Origin of the sequence: Archangium sp. Cb G35 (genome assembly GCF_001896145.1) — a bacterium.
GTDB lineage: Bacteria > Myxococcota > Myxococcia > Myxococcales > Myxococcaceae > Archangium > Archangium violaceum.
Genome location: NZ_MPOI01000010.1, coordinates 216,338 through 242,833 on the forward strand (window position 1 = coordinate 216,338; position 26,496 = coordinate 242,833).

Here is a 26,496-nt window from a genome sequence, read left to right on the forward strand (position 1 = left end):
TGTTTCACTCCCAGATAGCGACAAGGGACCGGAGTGGCTCTACCGCATGGAGGACGCGAGTGCTCACCGCGGTATTGCGCCACGCGAACTGCCCCGAGGCATGGATACCAACAACGAGACCCGTGCGAGGATCGAAGAGAGGGGAGCCCGAGCTGCCAGACAGGGTCGTGCAATCATGGAACAGTCGATCTCCCTCCGCGCCCAGCAGTTCCCCGGGTGAGGCCCGCTTCACGCCGTAGACATTCTCGAAGAGCGCATCAATCCACGCAGGGTTGCCATCGCTGTAGATGGGATAACCCACCCCGAGCACCCGCCCACTACAGGGAAGCCCGGGCTCCCGTGCCAGCGGCAAGCCCCGCGCCAGCGGTCCAGCGGCTCCCATTTCGAGGAACGCCACATCCTCCGCGGGGTGGCGGGCGAGGACACTCGTAATCGGAATGGCGCGTTCGTCCCGGTGCTCGTCCGCGTCGAAGCGTGCGACGAAGTGGCCTCGAGCCAGAGCCTCGCGGTCCTGCAGCAACCGCTCCGCCACGTGCGCACAGGTCACCAGCACACACGGGGCAACCTGGAAGGCGGTCGCCCAAGGGATGTCCCAGCTCCAGCCCACCGAGGCAATCCCGGGCAACGAGGCCTCGAGCACGGCCCGCGCAGGCTCGTCCATACTCAGTGACGACGAGACCGGCAGTCGTCCCTTCTCGATGCGAAGCGCCGGGCGCGCCCTCCGGATCCCCACCTCCAACGCTTCCAGTTCGCCGGGAAGGAGCCTGCTGCCCGCCCGGAGCTTTTCCACCGCTCTCTGGGCGAGAACCCCATCCACGCTCGATACGATCGCGGCCGCGAAGCCGACCAGCGCTCGAGAAGCAGGCATGACCTCTTCGAGGGACCGGCCTCCGAGGGCGCGCTCCAACCGCTCCAGGAGCCAACTCGTTTCATTCATGAGCATTCTCATCGGGGAACCGGCCTACCGGCGAGGACACGGGTCCAGCCAGAATCGGATGTGTTTCACGGCATGCTTCACCAGGAAGGAGCCGCCCCCCAGTGCGGACGCCGCCCGTGTCGTCCCCACCACGAGTCCTCGCAGCAAACGCTCCAGGGATGACGCCGTGGCCCGCACCACCCGGGCTCCGGGCGTCTCGAGCAGGCGGAGATCCACGGGTGCATCCGACGCGATGATGACGAGGGACTCAGGGCGTTCTCCCGTGGCCGGTACGGTGGCGGGCCAATCCAGCTCGAGTCCTACGAGCGTTCCATCTGGGAGGGCTCCGAGGGTCTCCACACGCTCGGGCCCAAGGACCAGGCCCGAGGGTTGCGAGGTGCTCAACAACGTGATGCAGCCGCTGACTCCAACGTCGAACACCGAGACGTAGATGCGGGAGCCCCCCCGGTTGCGCAGACGCACATAGAGACGCTCTCCTGCCTGGAGACAGGCCCCCACGGAGGGAAGTCGGCGCGCATACCCGGCGAGTACCCGTCCCCACTCGATGTCGAGACAGCCTTCGAGCCAATCCGAATCCACGGCACTCTCGAGTTCACGCAACGTTTGAGCTCGAGCCAGGACATCCACAGCACGAATGACTTCCAGGGCCCCGTGGGGAGTCGGCGGTAGCGGGTGGACGACGCCATCCTCCGCGGCATCGAGAACGTCCACGCGCCCATTCTCGAGTCTGATACGGGCGAGCACGGGCTCCTGCTCGTGCCCGGTGCCCTGTCTTACGAAGGGCGAGGCCTCAATCCCTTCGCGCAGTTGCAGATGAAAAGGCTCATTTGCATCCCAGGGCCCTTCCAGCACCACGGCATGCCGGGGTTGAGCGGAACGAAGCAGGAAGGCCGGCGCCCCCGTTGGAATGAGGGAGCCGGACCTCCCATCCAGTTCCACCTGACTGACGCCTCCCAGCACCTCGACGACCCGGGCACGCGCGAGGGCCCGGCCAGCATCCGGTCCAAGGTTACCCAGGGGCATGATCGCGTACTCGTTCCCCGGGTGGACTCCGTGGAGACGCCCACCCCTGAGCCAATGGCGATTGCGCTCCGGGAAGTACGGCAGCGCGTGCTCCTGCTCGAGCTCCTCGAGCAGGAACAACAGCCGCCTCCCAGGCCCTTCGAGCTCGGGCCGCTGCCGGGGACACCGCGCCAGGACCCGCTCGCGGACACGACGGCCAAACTGCCCCCAGGAGACGCGGAGCCCTCGTGCCTCCTCGAGCACCTCGAGGAACGCATCGGTCAACAGTCCCGTCCTCACGCCCCTCGCATTGGTGTACTCGTAGGCGAGCTCATCGAGCGCCGAAGCCACCAGCCGGACCGCATGCGGATTGCTCTCGACGTGGAGATCTCCGAGTGCACTGCTCCGGGCCCGGAGTCGCGCCAGATGAGCGCGCACGACCGGCTGCGGAACCTCCGGGATCGCCCTCGGCATCAACCCCAGCCCGCGAGACATTCGCGCGGCGAAACAGCAATCGAGCACGACCGTGACGTTCTGCGTCTTCGCCGTCAGCTCCGCCAACAGCCCCGACAGCTCCAAGGCGGTGATCCCGCGGAAGTCCTCCTCCGTGGAGCGCTCGAAGTCCACCGGCACGATGAACTGGAATCCGTCCTCGGGCTCTGGAGACTTCGCGCCATGGCCCGCGTAGTAGATGAAGGCCGCCTCTCCCGGTGCACACGTCTCGATGAGACGACGGTAGCCCTGAAGGATGCCCTCGCGCGTCGCCTCCGCACCCACGCAACGGAGCACACCAAAACCGAGCGCACCCAATGCGTCCGCCATCCGCTCCGCATCCCCGAGCACCCCCGTCAATCCGTGCGTCTGGCTCCCGAGGATGAGTGCATGTCCGCGCATTGGCTGTCCTGTCCGAGCAAGGGCCGTGCCCAGAAGACGCATCAGCCCATCATCGGGCGCCTCCGACCGAAAGCGTGATCGAGGCTCGCGTGTCCGAGTGGCCACTTTCATCCACTGATCGGTCACATACGTCCACGTCACGGCTCGCGAAAGACTTCTCTCCAACACCCATGTGGAGGGGCCACGGCGCACTCCGTCCATCCGACGGCTGAAAACGTCCCCTTTGCCAGGGAACGAGGCGCGCCGATGCGAATTCTCCCCCCGTGGAGCGCCCGGCATGGGCGGCACGGCAGTTGCTCATACACCCCAACGCGGTGCCCCTCTCTCTCAAAGGACATACCCGATGAATTCCCATCCAATCCCCGCCCACGCCCACTCCCGCTCGAGCTTCGTCACCCAGTCCCCCATGATGTTCGGAGACCTCTACCTCCGGCTCCTACGCCCGGATGGCAACGGCCTGGAGCGCTTGCGGAAGATGCGCGACGCCGCCCGCGAGCCCCACGTCTCCGGGACCACCGCTCTGGAACAGTTCCTCACCCGGCTCATCGAGCAGCCAGTGCGGCTGAGCGAGCCCCAGCGCCACGCGTTCGAGCGCCTCGCCGGATCGCCCGCCCTCGCCGCGCTCTCGCCCTGGAGCGGGCAGGAGCGGCGCGGGGAGGTCCAGGAGATGGTGTCGGCCTCGGACCTCCACGACATCTACCTGGCACTCCTCAAGCCGGATGGTGGCCTCGTGAAACGCTTCAAGGGTGTCCAGGCCGCCGCCGCCCTGTACGAGCCTGGCACTACCAGCAGCCGGAATGCGCTGGACCAGGAACTCTCCCGGCTCGTCGGCCGGCCCGTGCAGCTGAGCGAGCCCCAGCTGCGCTGCTTCAAGGAGCTGCTCGTCGACGAGCCGGCCTTCGCCCACATCGCGCCCTGGGAGGACCTCACCGCGAGCTGGTGAAGCCGACCGCCCATGCGAACCACGATTGATTCCACCTACCAGACGGTGATCGCCAGCCTCCCGCCTGATCTGCGCGAGCCAGCACGTGGGCTGCTGTTCGAGCTGGGCCTCGCTCGCACTCCGGAAGCGAGTTGGGCCGACGTCTTCCGGCTCCAGCCGAGCAGGGATCTGCCACTCTTCGCCCTGCCCATCGCCAGTACGGGTGATGAGCGTACACTCGAGGCCTTTCAGCGGGCCCACCACGGAGCGTGCTTCTACAACGTGCTGGTGGACCGCATGGCCGACCGGCAGGCGCCCATCACGCCCGAGAGGGAACGGCTGGCGACGCACTTCCTGGCGTACTGGCGGCGAAGCCTCGCCGAGGCCGATGGGGACGAGCACCATACGGCGAAGGTGATTGATCGTGGCATCCGGGCGTGGCGCCGCGGCGTCGCTCTCGAGCAGGCGGCACTGGCACGACGCTCACTGGACCGCAGGCGCTACGGCCGCATCATCCTCCTCAAGCTGGGTTGGGCGGGCCTCGCCAGCGAGTGCCTGCTCCGCCACCGGGTGGAGGCATCCAGGGTCCGGCTGTTCCGGTGCGCCTTCTCCCTGCTCGCCTCGGGCATGCAGTGCGTGGACGACGCGGCGGACGCCGCCGAGGACGAAGCGGTCCACGGGCTCGGCGTTCCGGCGGCACTGGGGTTTCCACCCACCGCTTTCTTCACGGCGGGGGCCCTGCTGACAAGGGCCGCCGCACTCACCGCGTCGCGGGGCCGGTTCGAGCGCTTCGCGCAATGGCTCTCGCACCGCGCAAGCGAGCTGGAGTGGATTCGCCAACGGCGCGTTCGCCCCGCTGACAACCTCGCTGGAATGGTCATCGCATCCTCCTTGGAGGCCGTATGTCTCTCCGTGTCCAGGCCTACCCACGACAGCACCGTGGGTATCACCTCCTGCGCCAGCTCGATGTAACCCTCTCGGCGGACGATCTGCCCTACCAGGACTACTCGATCGTCTCGCCGCTTCCTGGAGCGGATGGCCGTCCACTGCCAGTCCCCGTGAGCTGGGTGCCCTTCCCCTCGGTCGGCGAGGAACGGCTGTACGTCTCGCCGTCCATCGATGAGGGGGCACTGCCAGCGCGCTTCATCCAACCCCTGGTGTGCCGCAGACGAGGCCATCCCGCGCGCGGGGTGGGCTACATCGGCGTGGACAGCCATGTCTGCATGGGCGAGCGCTACGTTCCCCAGCCCGCCCCGGGCGAGCAGCGGCAACCCCCATCACTGGAACAGCCCGAGATTGGCCTGCCGCGGCCGCGAATCTCTATCGACACCCTGCTGCGTGCCATCGGACTTTCCTCCCCCAACAGCCCCGCCGTGGGCTGGGACGGTCATCCACGAGCCCCAGTCCGGGTGGCCGTCATCGACTCGGACTGCGGCGGCTGGGGCGTCCTGCGAGGCGTGGACGAGAGCACCGTCCATCAGGCGCTCTCGGAGCAGCACTTGCGGTTTCCTCGGCTCCAACAAGCGCCGGAGCGCGTGCAGCCCATGGCGGGGCACGGAGTGGTGATGGCCGCTGCGGTCGAGGCGGTAGCCGTGGACGTACGGCTCGGGTTGTTCGAGATTCCCCTCGCGCACGCCTCGCACGTCCATGGGACGGATCTGGCGGCGGCCCTGGCCCGAGCCGTGGGTGACTGGGGCGCGGATGTGGTCCTGATCGCCATGGCCTATGCGGGTTGGGGAACTCCGGCCCACCTTCGAGCCATCCTGCGGGGCTGCGCCCGGAGTGGCCGCGGGGGTCGAGGAGCCATCATCGTGTGCTGTACCGGGCGCATCGATCAGAACCAGGATGCCCATGGAGACAGCACGGTGCTCGCGGCAGATGATTTCAATGCCCAGCCCTGGGTCATTCCGGTAGCGGCCTGCGGTCTCAGGGGGGGTTGGTACCGGGTCCATCGCCATCCCCTCGGGCGTCTGGGACCATCCGTCGAGCTCTGCGCGCCGGGGGAACTCGTCACGTTCCCGGACGTTGGGGCGGCGGACGACTCGAGCCTGGCCGCGGCGCTGGTCGCCGGCACGGCGGCCCGAATGATCGCGACCCATCCGGAATTGAGCCTCGTCGAAGTCCGCCAGCTCCTGCGCGCCACGGCCCTGAAGCTGCCCTCCGAAGAGGATGCAGCCGCCCCGGGACTGGAGGCCGACTCCTTCAATGAATGGGATGGTATCGGGCACAACTTCAAGCTGGGCCATGGACGGATCGACGCTCTGGGAGCCTGTCTGGCCGCGGCCGACCCGGTCTGCTACGCCTTGCTGGCGACTCGTCGCTCCCTCTCCGACCAACCAGCCAGCCCCTCCACTGCTGGGATGGAGTTGGAAGCGGCACGGGGATGGGAAGCGCTTTTGAGGAATCTGGCGCCTCGGAGTGACCTGGCACAACGCTATCTGGCCCTGCGTGGGCACCTGATCCCGCTGGTCTTGCGTGCCCCCGTCCTGAGGGACGCCCTCTTCTGGCTCGCGCGCCACCTGCGCGCCTTGCGGTTGTACGGCCCTCCCGTGTGGCCGGAGGACGGAACGGACCATGGAGCGCTCGGTGATCGCTGCCTCCATGTGCTCGAGGTGCTGGGCGATTCGTTGGAGCAGGCACCAGCGGAGCTCCCGGTCAAGGAGGTGTCGAGATGGCTTTACGAGCTGGTGCGGCTCCTCGAGGTCATGCCCTCCCAGACGGTTGCTCGTTTCCTCGCCAAGGCCTGTGCATTCCCCTCGGCGATGCCGGGTTAGACTGCATTGCGCTCAGGACGGGAAAGAACGATGGCCCCAGCAACGAATTCGCGAGTCCAACACCCTCGGGGGCATCGCCTGATCCTCCCGTCGGTACTGGCGCTCGTGCTCACGGTGATTGCCGCGACCAGCGCGTACATCACCGTGGGCAAGCCCTTCCCCTCGTTCCTGGTGGATGCCTACCACTTCTACTCGATCGTCGATCTGCCCTCGTGGGAGCACACCGAGTTCCTCCCCCACGTGAGCCATCGCCTCGTGGCCGTCAATGGAGAGCGGCTGTCAGAAGAGGCCCCTCTTCCCTCCCCCATGGAGCTCTACGAACTCCTGGCGGGCACCTCCAGGGATTCGATGGTCTACCTCGGATTCGAGGATCCGCGAAGTCAATCCTTGCATCCCATCCATTCCCGGGTCAGCCGCTTCGGCACCGAGGAGTTCCTGTTCTTCTTCGTCGCGTATGCGCTGGCGGCCTGGCTGGTGCTCTGGTCCGGAGGAATGGTCTTCACCGTGAGCGGCCAGCTCGCCGCGCGGCGGGCCTATACGTTCTGGTCGGTCGTGACCTTTCTTTTCCTGCTCTCCTTCTACGACTACCACACGAATGCGTGGCTCGCGCCGTTCTTCTCGGTCGCCGCGGTAGGTATCCCGCTCGGGGCGCTCTGGCTGGCCTATGCCTTTCCAAGGCCGCCCCAGTGGAGGGAGACAGCCATTCGCCGCGGGCTCATGGCCCTGACGGTGCTGGGAGCCGGAACGGCCATCGGCCTCGTCGTGGCCCGTTTCACCGGATGGAATATCCATCCCATCCGCTCCGCCATCGATCATCTGATGGCTCCCAGCCTGTTGACCCTCGCGGGAGTCGTCCTCCTCCGCATGCGGCACAGCACCGGACTGGAGCGCACCGAGCTGGTCACCGCATCGTGGGGCCTGATTACCACGCCCCTGCTGCTTGCGCTCGTGCACGTGCTCACCCTCTTCACCGGCCGGGACGTGAGACACCTGGTGCTGCCTTTCGCGGTCCTCCTTTTTCCGCTCTCCATCGGCTACGCCATGATTCGCAACAACATCCTGGAAGCCCGGACGGTGCTCACCTCGAGGATGTTGAGGGTTCCATTCACCCTGGGGGCCATCCTCCTGTCGGTCCTGGGCACGTATCTGGCCTGGTGGGCCACCCGGAACGGGCAGGCCGTGCTCCAATTGCTCGTGCTGCTGGGCTTCGCGCTCTTCCTCCTCTTGATGGTGCTCGCCCGGCACATCCAGACGCGGCTGTTCTTCCCTGCCACCCTGGCCTTCCGCGGCACCGTCGAGGGACTAAGTGACAGGCTGGCCGCACTGCGTGACCTTCCCTCCATCCGGCGAGCCGTGGAGGAAGAGGTGGTGAAGACCCTTCCCACGCTCTCGGCCCAGGTTGTCGAGCCGGGAGCGCTCGTCGAGCTCGCCTATCTACCGGTTGACTCCCAGGAGCGGCTCGCGCGGGGAGAGAACCTCTGGACTGCGCAAAGCCCCCGGGAGCAGAACCTCTTGATTCCCATGCGCTCGCTGGGAGAACTTCGAGCCGTGCTGCTCATCGCCCCCAAGCGCGGGGCAGCCCTGTACACCCAGGAAGACATTCACCTGCTGGAAACGCTCGCCAGCCTGGGAGCCCTGGCCCTACACAACGCCGAGGTCGTTCAGGAGCTTGAATCCTTCAGACGCCTCGAAGTGGGTGCGGCCCAGAAGGAAAAGCAGCTGACGCTCAGCGCGCTGAGCGAAGAGCTCTGCCACGAGATGGTCTATCCCTTGAATTTCCTCCAGGATCTCCTCCGGCGCGGCGCCAGCGGTCAGCCGCTCGATGAGGAGGACCTGTCCTTCGCTCGTGATGAGGTCGACCGGATGAAGCGGATGCTCGATTCCTTGCGACGGCTCCAGCTCCCCACGCCCCAGCTCGCTCCGCTCCAGCTCCTTGGGCACATCCAGCGAGCGCTCCTGCTCGTCCGCGAGCCGATCCACGAGAAGAAGCTGTCCGTCACGATCGACGTCCCCCCGGAGCTGACCGTGACCGCCGAGGGGGGCTCCCTGGTACAACTCCTCAGCAACCTCCTGCGCAACGCGGCCCAGGCAACCCCCGATGCGGGAACCATTGGCATCCGTCTTCACCAGGGGCCCGCGGGTCAGCTCCTCGACGTCTGGGACACGGGTCCTGGCATCCCAGAGCATGTGGCTCCCGTCCTCTTCACCAGCCGCCGCGTCAGTACGAAGCCAGGGGGGTATGGCATTGGACTGACCGTGGTCCAGCGCATCGCCTACACTTTCCGATGGGATATCTCCTTCCGGCGTGAATCGGAGCGCACGTTGTTCCGCCTCACCCTTCCCCAACCGCCATGAACTCCGAAGATACGAATGCACAGCGGCTTCTCAGGGTCCTCATCGTCGATGACGAGCGAATGGCGCTGAGGAGTCTGGCCAGTGTCCTGCAACCTCTCGGGAACCTTGAGGTCCACCGGGCCAGCAACCTGACCGAGGCCCGGCAGCTCCTCGCGGAGGTCGTGCTCGACATCGCCTTCATCGACCTGCAGCTCTCCCAGGATATCCGGAACCGGGACGGCTTCACCCTCATCCAGGAGATACGCGGCCGTTACCAGACAGTGACTGTCGTGGTGAGCAGCCACAGCCAGCCCAACGAGATCCGCGAGGCCATGAAGCTGGGGGCAGAAGACTACGTGCTCAAGACGGAAGTCGAGCAACGGGTCCCCATCATCCTCAAGGACCTGCGCCGAAAGCTCGAGCTCAATCAGGAGTTGCTGGACCTGCGGGCCCGAGGAGCCCCCGACTCGAACCTTGGACTCATTGGCACCTCGGTAGCCATGCAGAACCTACGAGCCCTGATCCAGCGGGTAGCCACGGCCGACACCCAGGAGCAGGTGCCCGTTCTCATCCTGGGGCCGACGGGCTCTGGAAAGGAGCTGGTGGCCCAGGGCATCCACAAGCTCGGCCCCCATCCCTCCGAGCCCTTCTTCGACATCAACTGTGGCGCCCTCACGGAGACCCTGGTCGAGGCTCAGCTCTTCGGTCACGTCCGGGGTGCCTTCACCGACGCCACTCGGGACCAGGACGGGTACTTCACGCTCGTGCGGCGAGGCACCCTTTTCCTGGATGAGGTGGCCGAGTTGAACCTGGCCCTTCAGGTCAAGCTGCTTCGCGTCCTGGAGACCCGACGTTTCAGGCCAGTCGGTCCCACCGCTCGTGAGCAGATCTTCCAAGGCCGTATCGTCGCCGCCACTCACGTCGACCTGAAGGAACGCGTCCGACAAGGACGCTTCCGCGAGGATCTGTTCCATCGGATCAACGTGCTGTTCATCCGCGTCCCTTCTCTCTCGGAGCACAGTGAAGACATCCCCGCGCTCGTCCAGTACTTCGCCGCCAGGCACCGCAAGCCGTTATATTTCACGCAGCAAGCCATCGAAGAACTCTGTCGACGTCTCTGGCCAGGTAACGTCCGCGAGTTGCGTAACGCCATCTATCGGCTGACCATCCTTGCCAACTCCGAGCGCATCGACGCGGAGGAGCTCAAGCAATACCTCCCGCCGGAGTCCGATGGAGTGCGGAGTAACGATCTGGAGGACTTATTGAGACAGATGGCCCAACATCTTCTCGCGCTTTCGCTCCAGGACAAGAGCTACGCCATCACCAAGGCCCTCGTGCTTGTGGCTCTGGAGCAGGCTCGCGGAAACAAGACAGAGGCAGGCAAGAAGCTCGGGTGGAATCGCAAGGCTGTTGAGCGCTTCCTCAAGAATCTCGGCGACTCCGAATCCGGCGAAAGCGACGACGAGGACGAGCCGGTGGCGTGAACTGACGCACGTGGACGGTTTTGTCCAACCTCGGCATGGCAGTGGTCAGTTCCGTCCAGGCTCTGAGCGCGCACCAGGGAGTTCCTCCCTCTAAGAAACCCCTGCGGCCATGAACTGGCGCACTGCTTGCTAGTCATCATCTCGGATGGGGCCACCCAGCCCCAGGACAGGAGGGAAGTGTTGGGGGGAACTCCCCTCCTGCCCTGGTAAGCGGATGTCTGCGGGTACGGGGGTTTCTTGCTCTATCCGTAGTCTGAACCGAGGGAGGAAATAACATGTTGCGAATGCGCAGTCACCTATTCAGTGTCATGAGTGGCGCTTGCTTGGCCATGTTTTTGTGTGCATCTGAGTCGGGCGCCAATGCCAATGAAGAGCAGCAAGCCGTCTACAGCCACAGTGTTCAGGGGCTCAGGGGGCGCGGAGAGCGCGGACGTCTGTCCAAGGCCGAGTGGGCGACTCAAATGGCCGATCAGCGCTATCTTCATGGGCTCGCCCGGCCAAATGTCCGTATCCGCTTGAATCTGGCGGATCAGAGGCAGTACCGGTTCGCCATGGCACGGCTCAAGCTCGCGGGCAAGACGCCCGAAAATTCGCCGTACCTGTTCAAAGCTATGGAGCAGCGGCGCCAGAAGCACTTGGCCCGTGGTTTTCAGGCGGGTCTACTGCCCGAGCCGGAGCTTGGGCTCCAGTTCGCGAGCGGAACAAGCGAGATGCACTTCATCGAAACGGCCAGCATCGGCGAGAGCAGTGCGGTCACCAACGATGGGTCGGGGACCGCGAGTTCCACATTCCCCGGTGGCTCCTTCTACACCTATGCCGATGTCAACTACACCGACGCAAGCGGCTACCCTCTGGGAGATCTGGGCTGGGTGGAAGAATTCGACGGCGGCTACAGCATGACCGTCAGCACGACTGCTGATCTGAGCCAGACCAGCCTTACTCGCTATGTCGTCTCGTCCTACAAGATCGAAGACTCGGCGGAGGGATTCACGGACTCATACATCTTCACCGTGATGGGTGCGGAAGTCGGAGCCCCAGTCCCTGAGAAGCCCAGCGTAGCCGTCCCGCTCGTCCAAGCGCCACTTGACGTCAAGCTCAACGACGGCATCATCTCCGTGTGTTTGAACCGCACCTGGACCATGGACTGCGACTACGATCTGACAGGCACCCCCCAGTCCATCAAACTGCCGCTGAAGGGCTCGGTCACCATCCAGAGCAACCACATCTTTGACGAAGCGACCATCAACAAGATCAGGACGGACCTCAACAACAAACAGCCAGTTGAAGATGCCGGGCACATCAAGCTGATCCTTACCAAGGGGGGCGGGGGCTGCGATGTGGTCGACGGCAACACCTTGGCGCCAAACATGGCCCAGTTCTGGAATCGGGTGACGCTGGCTGATAACAAGAAAACCTTCTACTGGGATCTCACGGGAACCAACGCCGCGCTCTTCGATGAGGGCTGTCGACAGATGCAGGATCGAGTCAAACTGACCGCCCGCATCTTCCTACCTCTCATTAAAGGCACCCTGAAGCAAAGCTCCTCCATCACGCTCAGCAATGATGACAGTGTCTTTCGGCCGAATTACAAGTTCAAGCCCATCACCATCACAAACAGTTGCCTGGCGGCAGGGACCGAGATCGAACTGGCTGCAGGTGGTTCGTCCCCCATTGAATCACTGAAGGTAGGCGATCGAGCCTCCAATCCCTACCGCGATTCACTCACGGTCATGGATACGGCCGTCGGTATCGAGCCCGTCCCGATGGTACGCATCCGGGATGAGGCTGGCCGCACCCTTCTGATGACCGAGATGCATCCCATTCAGGTCGTGACTCGCGGCATGGTCCAAGCCAGGAGCTTGCAGGAAGGAGATTTGGTCATGACCAAGGCCGGACCTAGCAAGCTTGTCGCAGTGCGCCGCGAGGCCTACAGCGGCAAGGTGTACAATCTCAAGGTTGGCTCGGAAGCGGAGCAGGCCACGCTCGGGAGAGATCAGACAGTGATGTACGCCAACGGTTTCATGGTGGGCGACGGCCAAATCCAGAGCAAATACGAGTCCATTGCCATGGCCCGCAAGGATGGAAACGTGCTCTCCAGGCTGCCCAACAAGTGGCATCGGGATTACCTGATGTCCAACCAGACACGGTAGAGCACCTCTCATCTCACGTCCGGTCTAGGACTCACTGTTCGATTGCAATCGGCCCCTCAGCAGAATTCTGCTGAGGGGCCATGTTGCGCCCCCTTCCCAATCAACAAGTTGGAGCAGATCTAATGCAACCGCGCAAACTCCTCTTCGTTTCACTTATAGCAGCCCTCACGGCGGCATGTGTGGATCCCTCTCCACCCGAGCCGAACAAGCAGGCCCGAAAGTCAGATAATCAGACCAGGGTCGAGCGGCGATTAGCCACGAGCCGGCACCTGGTGGTGTCGTCAAATGAGCACGCCCTCACCGCAGCCACGGATATGGCCACGGCTCTGGATATTCCAGCGGAGATGGTCACCGAAGCCCACCTCATCAGCCCAGGTCCTGGAGCTGCGGGAGTGTTCAAGAAGGGCGGCTTTGGTGTCATCCAACCCCGCCGAGGCGATTCGATGGTGGTTCTGAGCACGGGCCGCATCCTTGATGGCGACCACCTCCCCGAGCCGGGCAGCGACTTTGCTCCCACCGGAACTGATGGTGATGTGGTGACATTGCGGCTTACGGTCAAGGTTCCACTTGGTATGAATCGATTGTCCTTCGATTACAATTTCCTGAGTGCCGAATGGCCCGAATTTAAAGACTCCGAGTACAATGACATATTCACTGCACGGGTGAAGGATACCACCTTCGGGGAGCGCGTTGTTACCAGTGCCTCGGTCAACGCCTCCGGGTTCGAGGCTATATCAGATACACTTGCAAACGGAACCGGATTCCATTTTTTGTTTTCCGACGATCCGGACGGGGTTGACGACTTTTCGGCTCCCCCTCCACTTGGGCTCCCACTCTTCCCAGATTCAGGAATCACGGACTTCAGGAGCGCCAGTGCCGAGGTCGCGAGCGGAGGACTGGTCACTCTGGAGTTTGACATCCGCGACCAGGGAGACGGCGTCATGGATTCAGCGGTGGTCATTGATAACATCACATTCTCGAGCATTGATGTGGTCGATGTAAACCCCGATCTCATTGACTCGCTCCTGGGCACTGTGACGACCAACACCGCCGAACTCGCGGTCAAAGGGAACCATGTCAATGCAGTAGCGGCGGACGGTGTCACCCAGGTCCTCCTGCGCGTCAAGTTGCCCAAGGATCTTGGACCCGGACAGGTGCAGTTCACGTTGCTCGGCGCAGAAGGTCCTGCGGACCGCAGTCTCGGTGCCATCCGTGCCGTTGATGACGATGCGTGGAGTAACTCGGTGACGGTGAATACCCAGGAAGTAATGCCAGGACGTTACGCGTTTGCACTATACACGAGCCCCGAAGACTTTGCCTCCGGAGGTCATGAGCGAGCCAAGACGCGAACCGTGAGCATCGAAACTCGGTACATCTCCGCCGATGGCTCCGGATTTCAAAGACATCACAATCTGACCATTGTTCGCCCCCCCGTGGTGATCGTACACAATATCTGGTCGCACAACATGGTGTTGTCCTTGTCTAGCTGCTCTTACTGGAAGGAGCATGCAAGCATTTACAAGGATGAACGCTTCGAAGCAACATGCATTGACTACTCCCCATCCGCCTCACTTGCCTCCATAGGCACCCAAAAGGTCGTACCGGCCTCGATACGTCAAGCAATTACGAAGATGCGCGCCCGCGGAACTGCCGTCACCCAAGTGGATGCCATCGCTCACGGCTCTGGCGGACTACTGGCCCGCAAGATCGTCGACTTGCCTGCCTATTTCCGTACTGAAAACTTCAACAAAGGCGATCTCAACCGACTCATCACCATCAACACTCCCCATCTGGGAACACGCATGGCAAACGCAATCATAGAGATGCGCACAAGCGTGATGAAGAATCCAGACGACTGGGATAAGCTCAAGAACTTTCTACTCACAATGGGAATCGACATCAGCCCTGGCGCCGCCATTGATGATCTCCAGAATAGTAGCGATTTCATCAAGACCATTGGGGAAACCCGGGCTCCCTCGCATGTGATGGTAAGCCGTGGCGGGCGAAGTCTGAGTCGTATCGACGCCAACAGTATGCTATTCCCCCACATCAAAGTCCTATATACAAACACAGAATTCTTGCATCCATCGAATGCAAAGCTGAACCTCATCTATGGGTCGAGCAGCAAGCTTTTTTGTGGCGATGATCATGACCTATTCGTGCCCGAAGCAGATCAGAAAGGCGGCGTCGCAGGCACTGCGGTAAACGATGACTTCATCCTCGCCAAGGAATTCCCCGAGACCGAACACTTCAAGCTGGCAAGAGATGCAAAACACAACAGCGCGCTTGCCGATCTTCTCAACAGTCCCACCGACAGCGAGTTGTTTGCTCCGTCCATTCCGAGGCCAGCCAATGTGGATCCGGTCAATAGCTGCAATGGAGGAGCGATCGCCGCTTCAGTGCCGAGCGAAGACAGTCGCACGGACATCCATAACTCTACCCATGGAGTAAAAGCTCGCCAGGACACATCCAACTCGGGAACTGCGCACACCTGCAATGGGCCAGTCGTAGGATGCTTCACCAGTGCCCGGCCGCTCTCGCAGAGCGGTCTGCGCATCGTTTCGCCCAGCTCCGGGACGCCTGTGTTCCCGGGCAGCAACGTGATGGTGCAAGTAGAAGCCACTGAAGGATTTCAGCCCGCAGTCGTGTTTGTCACCGGTGGTGGCCAAGCGGTCTTCTTCGAATCGTCCCCCTTCGTGGCCGAATTCCCGATCCCAGCTCAAGCCCTCGGCACGATTGAGTTGATCGCGTTCGGCTTTGACGAGCAGGGCGAGATGCTGGAATCAAACCCGGTCGTCCTGCCCGTGGTCTCATCCGCGACACTGCTATCCATGGAGGAACTCAACGGGGATGTCGTGCTTGAGGGCCCTGGTTCTACGCGGCAGTTGGTGATGCTCGGCCACTACGATGACGGTCTCACTCGGGACATCTCCTCATCTGTCCTGGGCACCGTCTATTCGAGTTCGAACACGAACATCGCCACAGTGGCTGGCGATGGACTGGTCACGGGCAAAAACCCGGGGCGTGCCACGATCACCATGCGCAATGGAACGGTCTTCACCAGCATCACCGTGATCGTTGGCGACAACAACTTCGGCCAATGCATCCAGGTCCGACTGGGTGAGCATAACCTCCTTGTCCTCGAAGACTATAGTCAAGGTCACTATATTGCTGGCCGCGTGGCTGCTGGAGGCAACATCTCTCTCCAGGACTTCTCTGTCGGCAGTGGGCTGCCAGACACGGACACTAGCAGCGTGCTGGTGGCCGGTGGCGACATTACCCTCTCCCGAGGCGGCCTCTGGGGTGACATCCGGTATGGTGGACAGTTCGTCTCAGACACGTCCGTCAACCACCTGCGCGGCACCGCGTCCCCGGGAATTCCCATCGACTTCGCGGCCCTCGGTGGGAGGCTGCGCACCCTCTCTTCCAGACTGTCCACCATCCCCGCAACAGGCACCACTACCCTTGAGCCCTCCTGGGGCGGCATCTTCCTGCGCGGCACCGAGGCAAAGGTAAATATCTTCGAGGTGAACGCCAACGTCTTCCAGGGTGCGACACTGTTCTCCATCGACGCCCCCGCAGGCTCCCTTGCCATCATCAACGTCCGCGGCACCTCGGCAACCCTCTCCAGCTTCGGCCAAAGCTTGAGCGGTGGCATCGATGAGCACGGCGTTCTCTTCAACTTCCCGGATGCCACCTCCCTCACTGCCTCCGGCTATGGCTTCCAGGGCACGATGCTGGCTCCATTGGCTCACGTCACATTCAGTGCCGGGAGCTGGAGCGGTGGCCTCTACGCTCGCTCGCTGACAGGCAACGCTTCAGGCTACATCAACAGGCTACGCGACATAGACATCTGCCTGTGACGGTAGCAGTCCACGTGCCATAGTGTTGGCAGGGGAAAATGACAATGCCCAAGGTCTTGCAGTGCAGTATATCCCTCATCCTGGTGACTCTGACGATGTGCGCAGGGTCCACTGTGGAACCGTCCAAGGAAAACGACTCCGCTCAAGACGAGCCGATCACGGGCGCGTCCGCGAACGATACGGGAGGGACACTGCACGCTGCCATCGTATCGATGGATGTGGAGCGCAACGCCCCGATGATGGTGTGGGCTGACCACGATCAGGCTCCTCCCCTGCCTGCCCACGACACGCCTGAAGCTGCGGCACGCTGGTTCTTGGAACAACATGCGTCCCTGTACCGGCTGTCGCGCGCAGATCTGCGGGCAGCGTATGTTCACAGGGTCCACGACGTCGGCCGGGGTGGAGTGATCGTCATCTTCCGGCAACGCGTGGGTGACCTAGAAGTGGTTCGCAACGACCTCAAGGTGCTCATGACGCGAGACCTGAAGCTGGTCGCGCTGACGGGGATCTTGCATGACGGGGTGGACCACGCTCTGGCCAAGTCCGAGAACCCGGCTGCCCATGCCCTGTTCCGGCACCCTCCCGCAGAGGCGGTGATGAACGCTCTCGGTGACCTGTATGGCCTCTCACTCGCTGGCGGCGTCCGCCAGGTGGGCATCGCCAGCGAGGGCCCTCTGTTCTTCGACCTGGGGCCCGGCACCGACAGCGAGCGTGGCACCCTTTCACTGATAACCCCCGCCCAGGTCATTCCAGTGTATTTCCCCGTTGCCGGCCGTCTGGTGCCTGCCTACTCGGTTGAAGTCCTGGCCGCGCGTGCTGGTGACGAACACCCGCAGGGCTATGAGTATGTAATCGACGCAGACGATGGCCGAGTGCTCCATCGTCGCAATCGGATATCGAAAGACGTGTACTCGTACCAGGTATGGGCAGACGCGGAGGGAACACCTCTGGATGGACCCCAAGAGCGCCAAGCATGTCATCCATCTGGAGACGGAGCACCCGGTTGCACCGAGCCGACACTCATTCCCTCAAGACAGGTTTCCAAGACAGGCCTTGTCCATTCAGACGGGGGGGTGGACCTGTGGTTGCAAGAGGGCGCAACTCACACTACAGGCAACAATGTGCGGGCCTACGCGGACCACTATGATCCGGATGGATTCACCAGCGGCATAGACAAGCAGGCCACCGTAGCTCTGGGCACCAGGAATTTTCATGATGTGTATGACACTAGCCTCGAGCCGCTCGCAAGCGAGACGCAGACGCACGCCGCAATCGTCCAGTCCTTCTATACGACAAACTGGCTTCATGATTATTTTTACACCTCGGGCTTCGATGAGAGTGCAGGCAATGCCCAGGACAACAACTACAGCCGCGGCGGCAAGGCTGGCGACGCCCTGCTCGTCGAGGCCCAGAATCTCGGCCCGGACCCTCGGCAACGCAACAATGCGCTCATCTACACTCCAATGGACGGTGTTTCTCCACAGATGGAGTTGTATCTCTGGGAGACGCCGGAGGAGCGTTCGTTCACGGTCTCTGGGAGCCAATACAAGACGGGCAAGGCGGCATTTGGCGCGCAGAAGTTCAAGGTAGTGGGCGCCAACCTTGTGCTGGCCTCTGATAAGGAGACAAGCTCCGACGGCTGTGAGCCCCCTCTGAATGATGTCGCAGGCGCCATCGTCATGGCCGACCGGGGTAACTGCTTGTACGAACTCAAGGCGGTGAATGCGGAGAACGCTGGTGCAGTAGGATTGATCATCCTCAATCATGTTCCCGGCGATCCTCCACCAGATATGTTTGATGTGGACACGACGCTCAATGCCACCATCCCGGTGCTGTCGCTATCCTACGAAGACGGTCAGGCGCTCAAGGCCATGCTCGCCAGTGGGGCTGTAGAAGGAGCTATGGAGCGTACGCCCAGCATCGAGCGAGACGGCGCCATCGACAACACGATCATTGCCCACGAGTGGGGACATTTGCTCCACCATCGCCTTGTCGAGTGCAGCACACCTCAGTGCCGCGCACAAAGCGAGGGCTGGGGCGACTTCATTGCCCTCCACATGATGGCCCGCCATGGTGACGATCTTGACGGAACCTATGGGATCGCCAGCTATGCCGCACATATTCTCGGCGAGAGCGTCTACTATGGCATCCGCCGAGCACCGTATTCACGTGATTCAAAAAAGAACGCTTTCCGGTTCCGGCACATCGCCGATGGGGTGTCACTACCCAGAGAGCATCCCATTCGTGATTCGAACATATCAAATTCGGAGGTCCACAATGCAGGGGAAATCTGGGCCGCCATGCTCTTTGACGGCTACTTGGCCCTCCTCGCCAAGGACAGGAGAGACAGCTCTCCACCGGCAGCTTTTGACGAAACCAAACGGCGCATGGCCGATTACGTGGTTGCCAGCATGGCGTTGGCACCACCAGAGCCAACCTTCACGGAGCAACGCGACGCGCTTCTCATGGCAGCGCGGTGCCGGAACCCAGAAGACATGCTGCTGCTGGCCCAGGCGTTTGCTGGCCGCGGCGCCGGTTCGTGCGCGGTATCTCCACCGCGCGATTCAACGGCATTCACCGAGGTGAAGGAAGACTATACCCTGCGTCCCGATCTGCGACTTGAGTTCGTCCAGACGAGTGACACATTGCGCTCCTGTGACCGCGATAGCGTACTTGATGCCGAGGAGGCGGGCCATATCACGCTCAAGGTCACCAATTGGAGCCCGGTGACATCAACTGATGCAACCCTTCGAGTCTCCACCACATCGACCAGGATCCGTTTTCCCGCCGGGACGAAACTTGATGTTGGCGAGGTGGCCCCGTTCTCATATACCACCCTACGGATACCTCTCGAACTCGACCCATCACTGCCCCAACCACACGAAGCAATCCTCGACGTCGTTCTCTCTAGCCCCACTGCCTGTCAGGACCTCACAAGCCTGTCGACTGTCTTGAGGCTGAATTACGACCTGTTTGATTCACACTTTGATACAGTTGAAAGCCCCAAGACCACATGGAGCGCTAAGGTACTGGAGGGCGGAAGCCAGCAGTCCTGGCGCATCGTGCGCTCGTCTTCCAAGGAAAACGACCACGTTTGGTACGCGAACGATGGATACGAGTTTGCGGATACGACACTGGAGACTCCTTTGATCGAAGTCGCATCCAGTGAGGACTTTATCCTGAACTTCGAGCATCGGCACTCATTTGCTCAACAGTGGGACCCGCAAACCGGGCAGAACTTCTACTGGAATGGAGGGGTGATCGAACTCTCCCGAGACAACGGTAATACATGGGAGGATGTTCGTGCCCATACAGCGCCGGGTTATGGGGGGACGCTCGCTACGAACACAGGCAACAATCTTGAAGGTCGATTGGCCTATGCAGCGAAGAATCCCTCATGGCCGATGACAGACACGGTCGTCCTCAATTTCGGCAAGAGCTTTAAAGACAAATCAGTGAAGCTGCGGTTCCGGCTTGGCTCGGCCTGGGTTTTCGAGGACCACGGGTGGGAACTCGATAACATTTCCGTGCAGGGGAGCAAAAATCAACCTTTCTTGATCGTTGGCAATGACACTAGCTCATGCACGCCACTCGCCGACGCCGGGGACGATCAGACTGTCTTCAGTAGTAACGAAGTGCTTCTTGACGGTTCGCGGAGTTCGGACTCGAATGGTGACACGCTGACGTATTCATGGGTGCAGACCTCAGGGCCAGAGGTCACACTGCAAGCTGCCGATTCGGTGCATTCGCGCTTCACGGCTCCAGCAGTTGCGGACAGTACGCGGTTGACCTTTAATTTACATGTCAGTGATGGTACATTTATGCACACAGATACGATGAATGTCCTGGTGCATCCGCTCCCGGGAGATGCTGGAACTCCTCCGGGAGATGCTGGAACTCCTCCGGGAGATGCTGGAACTCCTCCGGGAGATGCTGGAACTCCTCCGGGAGATGCTGGAACTCCTCCGGGAGACGGCGGGCTCTCGGGCGGCGGGGAAGGCGGCTGCGCCTGCAGAGCCACGGGAGACGGTCCGAATCTCCCCTGGCCTTTTTGGCTTCTTGTAGGTGTGATGGCCTCTACCCGGTACCGACGGAAACACGCCTCTCCTTGCATCCATCCCGCCGACAAGAGGCCAAGCGAGGCATGACAGACCTGCAGTTTGACGGTGTTGTGGTTGGCAAAGGTGGAGCATTCTTTTCTTGTACTGCCATTTGACTGAGGCTTTTAGTCACCGGGGAAACATCCAGGTTGTGTCGTGGGATTCCTGGTATCACGTCGAACTGTTTGCCCACCGATGCGAAACTCCAACACCGCACTGTCCGACTTCAAGCACAGCCTCGCCATCGTTATCGGCATCAACTCCTACTCCCACGGCATTCCGACCCTCCACAATGCGGTGCGCGACGCCAACGCTGTCGCCAATTCCCTCGAGCACCAGGGCTTCGAGGTGCTTCGCCTCCTCGACTCCCAGGCGAGCCTCTCGGCACTCTCCCGCCTGCTGTCCCACCACCTTCCGTCCCTCCCCTCGCCTCCCGACAGGCTCCTCATCTACTTCGCTGGTCATGGCCTAGCCCATACCGACGAACGACACCAACTCGCTGGCTTCCTGCTGCCCTCTGACGCCCGCCGCGATGACATTTCCTCCTATTGGGCCATGGCCACCCTTCGCGACGCGCTACGGCAACTGTCCTGCCGCCACCTGCTGCTCATCCTCGATTGCTGCTTCGCCGGAGCATTCCCCCACTCGCCCTCCCGCGACATCCGCGCTCCTTCCCTCCCCCAGCCCCTCTACCTTGAGCGCTTCCGCCACTTCTCCTCCCGCCGCTCGTTCCAGCTCCTGCTGTCCACCTCCCACGACGAACTTGCCTCCGACAGGCTCCTGACCAAGCCCTCTCAGGAATCCCTCGGTGACGGCCTCCATTCCCCTTTCGCCCTCGCGCTCCTCCAGGGCATCCACCCCCTCTCCCCCGCCGACTCCAACCAGGATGGTCTGCTCACCGCCGCCGAACTCTACACCTTCCTACGCGACAGGCTCCTCTCCCTCGTCCCTTCCCACTGCCAGCAAACACCGTCCCTCTGGCACCTGGACTGGCACGATGGCGGCGAGTTCCTTTTCCTACTCTCCGACGCTTTTCCCGCCCTGCCTTCCGCCGCACCGCTCTCCCAGCACTCCAATCCCTACCTCGGGCTGCGCCCCTTCTCCTCCGCCCACCGCCACCTCTTCTTCGGCCGCGAACGCCTCGTCGACACCCTCCTTGAGCGCCTGAGCAACCAACCCCTACTGCTGTTGTGCGGCCCCTCCGGAGCTGGCAAGTCCAGTCTCGTCCATGCCGGCCTCCTTCCTCGCCTCTCCGAGGATCCCGTCTGGCGCGTCCCGCCCTCGCTGCGCCCATCGAGCCAACCCATCCAGGCGTTGTCCTCCTGGCTTGCCTCTCTGGCTCCCGGCACCGCCGTTCCCTCGGCATCTATCCTCTCCTCGAGTCCCCGCTCCGCCGCCGAGTTCGTCGGCGCCTATCTCTCCCGCCACCCCGAGCGCTCCGTCCTCCTCGTCATCGACCCACTCGAGGAACTCGTCACCATCTGCCTCGAGGACTCCGTACGCCGCGCCTTCCTGCGCGCCCTGTCCTTCCTCCTCCATCTCTCCCACCCCCAGTTCCACCTGCTGCTGCTGCTGCGCGCGGACTTCGAGCCCCACTTCCTCTCCCTCCTCCAGCCCTCCGCCCTTCCCTCCGCGCTCTGGCACGGCTCCCGTCTCAATCTCCCGCCCATGAACCGGGACGAGCTGCGCCGCTGCATCGAGAAGCCCGCGGAGGCATGTGTCCTCTTCTTCTCCCCTGGCCTCGTCGAGCGTCTGTTGGACGATGTCGAGCAAATGCCTGGCGCCCTTCCTCTTCTCTCCGTGGCGCTCAGTGAACTGTTCGGCGCCTACTTGGCCAGTGGCCGGGACGACCGCACCCTCTGCTTCGAGGATTACCACCACATTGGCGGCGGCATCGCTGGAGCACTCCAGCGCCGGGCCGAGCTCGTTTTCTCCGGGCTGCCACTCCCCGCCACGGAAGGCCAGCCCGCCCTGACGCCTGTTCCCCCGTCGGAGCTGCCCGCCTTCCAGCAAACCCTGCGCAACGTGCTGCTGCGCATGGTGTCTCCCGAAGGTGGCGAGCTGGCGCGCCGCAGGGTGCCACGCTCGGAGCTGGAGTACTCGCTCCGGGAGGAGAATGTCCGCGTCCAACGCGTCCTGCGCACCCTGGAGGCCAGCCGTCTCGTGGTGGCCAGCGACGACGGAGGGCCTTGCGTCGAGCCCGCGCACGATGCCCTGCTCTCCGCCTGGCCCCGGCTCCATGACTGGGCACGCCACGCCCAGCGAGAACAGCTCCTGCTACGCCGTATCTCCCATGCCGCCTTCGAGTGGCACCGCCATCGGCGCGCAAGCGACTTCCTCTGGGCGGACGCGCGCCTGGACCAGCTCGGTATCGCGCCCACCGCCCTGCGCGGCACTGGCGAGCCCCTCGCACTGCCCACCGCCGCATCCGGGAGTCAACCCACCGAGCCTTTGGCGCTCAACGCCACGGAGAGTGGATTCCTCCGCGCCAGCGCGACACGTCGGCGCATCCTGCGCACCCGTCGCGGCGCACTCGCGCTCACGTTGGCCATGATACTCGTTGCGCTCACGGTGGCCGCCCTCTTCCAGGCAGACAAGGCCAACTTCAATGCCAGGGAAGCCCGACTCCAGCAGCGCGCCGCCGAGGCCAGCGCAGAAGAGGCACGCAGGCAGAAGCAGGCCGCCGAGGCCAACTCCCTGGAGGCTCAGAAGCAACAGCGAATTGCCGGCATCAACGCCAGTGAAGCCCAGCGGCAGCAACAAGCGGCCGAGGCCAACCTAGAGGAAGCGCGAAAGCAACAGCGAGCCGCCGATGCCAACGCCAGAGAAGCCCTGACACAGAGGAACACTTCCGAGACCAACGCCAGGGAGGCGCAGCGGCAGCAAGAAGCCGCTGAATCTAATGCCAGGGAGGCGCAGAGACAGCAGCAACTCGCTAACGCCAACGCAAGAGAAGCCCTGATGCAGAAGAACACCGCAGAGGCCAACGCCAGGGAAGCTCACAGGCAACAAGAATCCGCCGAAGCCAACGCCAGGGAGGCGCAGAGACAGCAGCAACTCGCCGACACCAACGCATTGGAAGCCCGCAAGCAACAAGAATCCGCAGAAACTAATGCCGGGGAGGCGCGGAGACAGCAGCTCCTCGCTGACACCAACGCATTGGAAGCTCGCAAGCAACAAGGTTCCGCCGAGACCAACTTCAGAGAGGCTCGGAAGCAACAGGAGACCGCCGATGCGAGCGCCAGAGAAGCTCAGCGCCAAAAAGAGGTTGCCGAAACAAACCTCAGGGAGGCATGGAGACAGCAGCAACTCGCCGACCTTCATGCCAGGGAAGCCTTGGCACAAAGGAATGCCGCTGAAGCAAGTGCCAGAGAGGCGCGCAGGCAACAGGAAGCGGCTGAAGCCAGTGCCAGGGAAGCTCAGGAACAAAAAGAACTGGTCCTGGCCAATGCTCTGGTCAAGCAAGTAGACAGGCTCGTCGAGGAGGATCCCACCAAGGCACTTCTTGTGCTACTTGAGGCTAACAATCGGCTCAAACTTCCGGACAATCCATGGCACCAGGTTGCCTTGACCATCAGCCGACACGCCATTAGCAGCGCCATCCTATCCGGGCATAGGGACTCTGTATTCAAAGCTCACTCTAGCCCCAATGGGGCCCTGGTCCTCACAGCCTCCGCAGATAAAACCGCTCGCATCTGGCACACTGACGGTACAGGGCAACCGATCATCCTCTCAGGCCATACCGGCACAGTCAATTCCGCCACATTCAGCCGGAATGGCGCCCTGGTCCTCACAGCCTCCGTAGATAAAACCGCTCGCATCTGGCGCTCCGACGGTACGGGCAAACCGGTCATCCTCTCAGGCCATAAAGATGAAGTAACTTCCGCCACCTTCAGTCCCGATGGCTCCTTCGTCCTTACTTCCTCTTTGGATAAAACCGCCCGCATCTGGCGCACTGACGGTACAGGGCAACCGATCATCCTCTCAGGCCATAAACAAGGAGTGAATTCCGCCACCTTCAGTCCCGATGGCTCCTTCGTCCTCACGGCATCCGCGGACAAGACTGCTCGTATATGGCGCTCCGACGGCACGGGGCAACCGATCATCCTCTCAGGCCATAAAGATGAAGTGACTTCCGCCACCTTCAGTCCCGATAGCTCCCTCGTCCTCACGGCCTCTTGGGATAACACCGCTCGCATCTGGCGCTCCGACGGTACGGGTAAGCCTCGCACTCTCTCAGGCCATACAGATACAGTGACTTCCGCCACCTTCAGCCCTGACGGCTCTCTCGTCCTTACGGCTTCCGTGGATAACACCGCTCGCATCTGGCACCTCAACGGCACGGAGGAACCTCTCGTCCTCTCAGGCCATAGAGATGAAGTGAGTTCCGCCACCTTCAGCCCTGATGGCTCCCGTGTCCTCACTGCCTCTTGGGATGGAACCGCTCGCATCTGGCGCACCGACAACACGGAAAATCCACTCATTATCCTCACAGGCCATACCAACGCAGTGTACTACGCCACCTTCGGCCCTGGTGGCTCCTTCGTTCTCACAACCTCTTTGGATAACACCGCTCGCATCTGGCACACCGGCAACACAGAGGACCCGTTCACTCTCGAAAGCAATCCCATTGACGTAACCACCGCCACCCTTAGCCCTGATGGCACCCGCATTTTCATGGCCTATTGGGATAACACCGCTCGCATCTGGCATACCGACGGTACGGGGGAGCCGATCGTCCTCTCAGGCCATACCAATAAAGTGACTTCCGCCGTCTTCAGCCCCAACGGCGCCCTTGTCCTTACTGCCTCTGTGGACGGAACGGCTCGCATCTGGCGTACCGACGGTATGGGGGAACCGATCGTCCTCTCAGGCCATACCGATGGGCTGAATTCCGCCGCATTCAGTCCCGACGGCTCTCTCGTTGTCACAGCCTCCTGGGACAAAACCGCTCGCATCTGGCATACCGACGGTCTGGGGGAACCGATTGTCCTCTCAGGACATACCAATACAGTGAACTCAGCAACCTTCAACCCCGACGGCTCTCTCGTTGTCACGGCCTCTTGGGACAAAACCGCTCGTATCTGGCGCTCCAACGGTATGGGGGACTCGATTGTCCTCTCAGGCCATAACAAAGGACTGAATTCCGCCGCATTCAGTCCCGACGGCTCTCTCGTTGTCACGGCCTCTTGGGACAAAACCGCTCGTATCTGGCGCTCCAACGGTACGGGAAAGCCGCTCATCCTCTCAGGCCATACCGATGAAGTGATTTCCGCCACCTTCAGTCCCAAAGATTCCCTTGTCCTGACTGCATCATTGGATAACACCGCTCGCATCTGGCGCACCGACAGCACGCAGGTGCTTTTCATCCTCACAGGCCACACCGGAGAAGTGGAGTCCGCCGCATTCAGCCCCACCGGCTCCCTTGTCCTTACTGCCTCCATGGATGAGACCGCTCGCATCTGGCATGTGGACGAACAAATCCGCCCCCTCATCCTGCAAAAAGCAGGACGTGCATTATTCCTTCCAGACGGCTCGGGCCTCATAGCGCTGAGTCCGCATGGGCTAGTTGACATCTTGCCTGTGGAACCCCTCCCGCTACTCACATCTTTTTTAAATGCGACGACAGCGTGCCTTTCCACCAACGAACGCGTGAGCTACCTCTTCGAATCTCCTGATAAGGCACGCCAAGGCTATGAACATTGCGAGCAATCCCATGGTCGGATTCCCTGATCGCAGCGACCAATGGTCCCTGGGCAATAGCCTCAAGATGCCGGGATGACGCGTCCGGCCGGAGATGTCCGCATCATCGGGCTGGCCGACCCGAGGCTCGACAAGCTAACTCACCTCACGGAGAGCTTGCGCGCGCCTCCTTACCACCAACCTCCCGGTCAAGGAGCCTTTGTTGATGGTCACCAGGAAGCGCGGATTCCTGGTCATGGGTCGCCGGGAGTTGCATGACTTCAAGCTCACTCCCTGCGATGGTTTCGGCCGAGAAGTTGAGAGGGGGAGGAGTGCGCCGGTGGAGTCTGCGGT

Annotated in this window: 11 protein-coding genes; 9 read left to right on the forward strand and 2 right to left on the reverse strand. The window is 62.2% G+C overall.

Annotation, left to right across the window (positions count from 1 at the left end):
- Positions 1 to 4: 4 nt before the first annotated feature.
- Positions 5 to 937, reverse strand: a complete 933-nt coding sequence (locus BO221_RS29240) for a serine protease (protein WP_158079930.1) — start codon at positions 935 to 937, stop codon at positions 5 to 7.
- A gap of 24 nt (positions 938 to 961) precedes the next feature.
- On the reverse strand, positions 962 to 2,833 hold the full coding sequence (locus BO221_RS29245) for a caspase family protein (RefSeq protein ID WP_073563951.1): 1,872 nt from the start codon (positions 2,831 to 2,833) through the stop codon (positions 962 to 964).
- Between the two features lie 343 nt (positions 2,834 to 3,176).
- On the opposite strand from BO221_RS29245, the gene BO221_RS29250 reads away from it, so the two are divergent.
- The 9 genes from BO221_RS29250 (at position 3,177) to BO221_RS29295 (ending at position 26,193) form a co-directional block, all read left to right on the forward strand.
- Positions 3,177 to 3,776: a hypothetical protein gene (locus BO221_RS29250; RefSeq protein WP_073563953.1), complete on the forward strand. Its 600-nt coding sequence runs from the start codon at positions 3,177 to 3,179 to the stop codon at positions 3,774 to 3,776.
- Positions 3,777 to 3,788: 12 nt separating this feature from the next.
- Positions 3,789 to 4,727, forward strand: a complete 939-nt coding sequence (locus tag BO221_RS29255) for a hypothetical protein (protein ID WP_073563956.1) — start codon at positions 3,789 to 3,791, stop codon at positions 4,725 to 4,727.
- A complete protein-coding gene (locus tag BO221_RS29260) occupies positions 4,658 to 6,529 on the forward strand; it encodes a S8/S53 family peptidase (RefSeq protein WP_143195752.1) in 1,872 nt (623 codons plus the stop codon). The genes BO221_RS29255 and BO221_RS29260 overlap by 70 nt, the downstream gene beginning before the upstream one ends.
- Positions 6,530 to 6,559: 30 nt before the next feature.
- A complete protein-coding gene (locus BO221_RS29265; protein ID WP_143195753.1) occupies positions 6,560 to 8,884 on the forward strand; it encodes a HAMP domain-containing sensor histidine kinase in 2,325 nt (774 codons plus the stop codon).
- Positions 8,881 to 10,347, forward strand: coding sequence for a sigma-54 dependent transcriptional regulator (locus tag BO221_RS29270; RefSeq protein WP_073563962.1), 1,467 nt, complete (start codon positions 8,881 to 8,883; stop codon positions 10,345 to 10,347). Before BO221_RS29265 ends, BO221_RS29270 begins: the two co-directional genes overlap by 4 nt.
- A gap of 275 nt (positions 10,348 to 10,622) precedes the next feature.
- On the forward strand, positions 10,623 to 12,497 hold the full coding sequence (locus BO221_RS29275) for a Hint domain-containing protein (RefSeq protein WP_073563964.1): 1,875 nt from the start codon (positions 10,623 to 10,625) through the stop codon (positions 12,495 to 12,497).
- 80 nt (positions 12,498 to 12,577) lie between these two features.
- On the forward strand, positions 12,578 to 16,360 hold the full coding sequence (locus BO221_RS52855; RefSeq protein WP_083681508.1) for a choice-of-anchor A family protein: 3,783 nt from the start codon (positions 12,578 to 12,580) through the stop codon (positions 16,358 to 16,360).
- A gap of 44 nt (positions 16,361 to 16,404) precedes the next feature.
- Positions 16,405 to 20,508: a M36 family metallopeptidase gene (locus tag BO221_RS29290; protein WP_073563966.1), complete on the forward strand. Its 4,104-nt coding sequence runs from the start codon at positions 16,405 to 16,407 to the stop codon at positions 20,506 to 20,508.
- Positions 20,509 to 20,655: 147 nt separating this feature from the next.
- Positions 20,656 to 26,193 (forward strand): caspase family protein, encoded by a 5,538-nt coding sequence (locus BO221_RS29295; RefSeq protein ID WP_073563968.1) that lies wholly within the window; start codon positions 20,656 to 20,658, stop codon positions 26,191 to 26,193.
- Positions 26,194 to 26,496 lie beyond the last annotated feature (303 nt).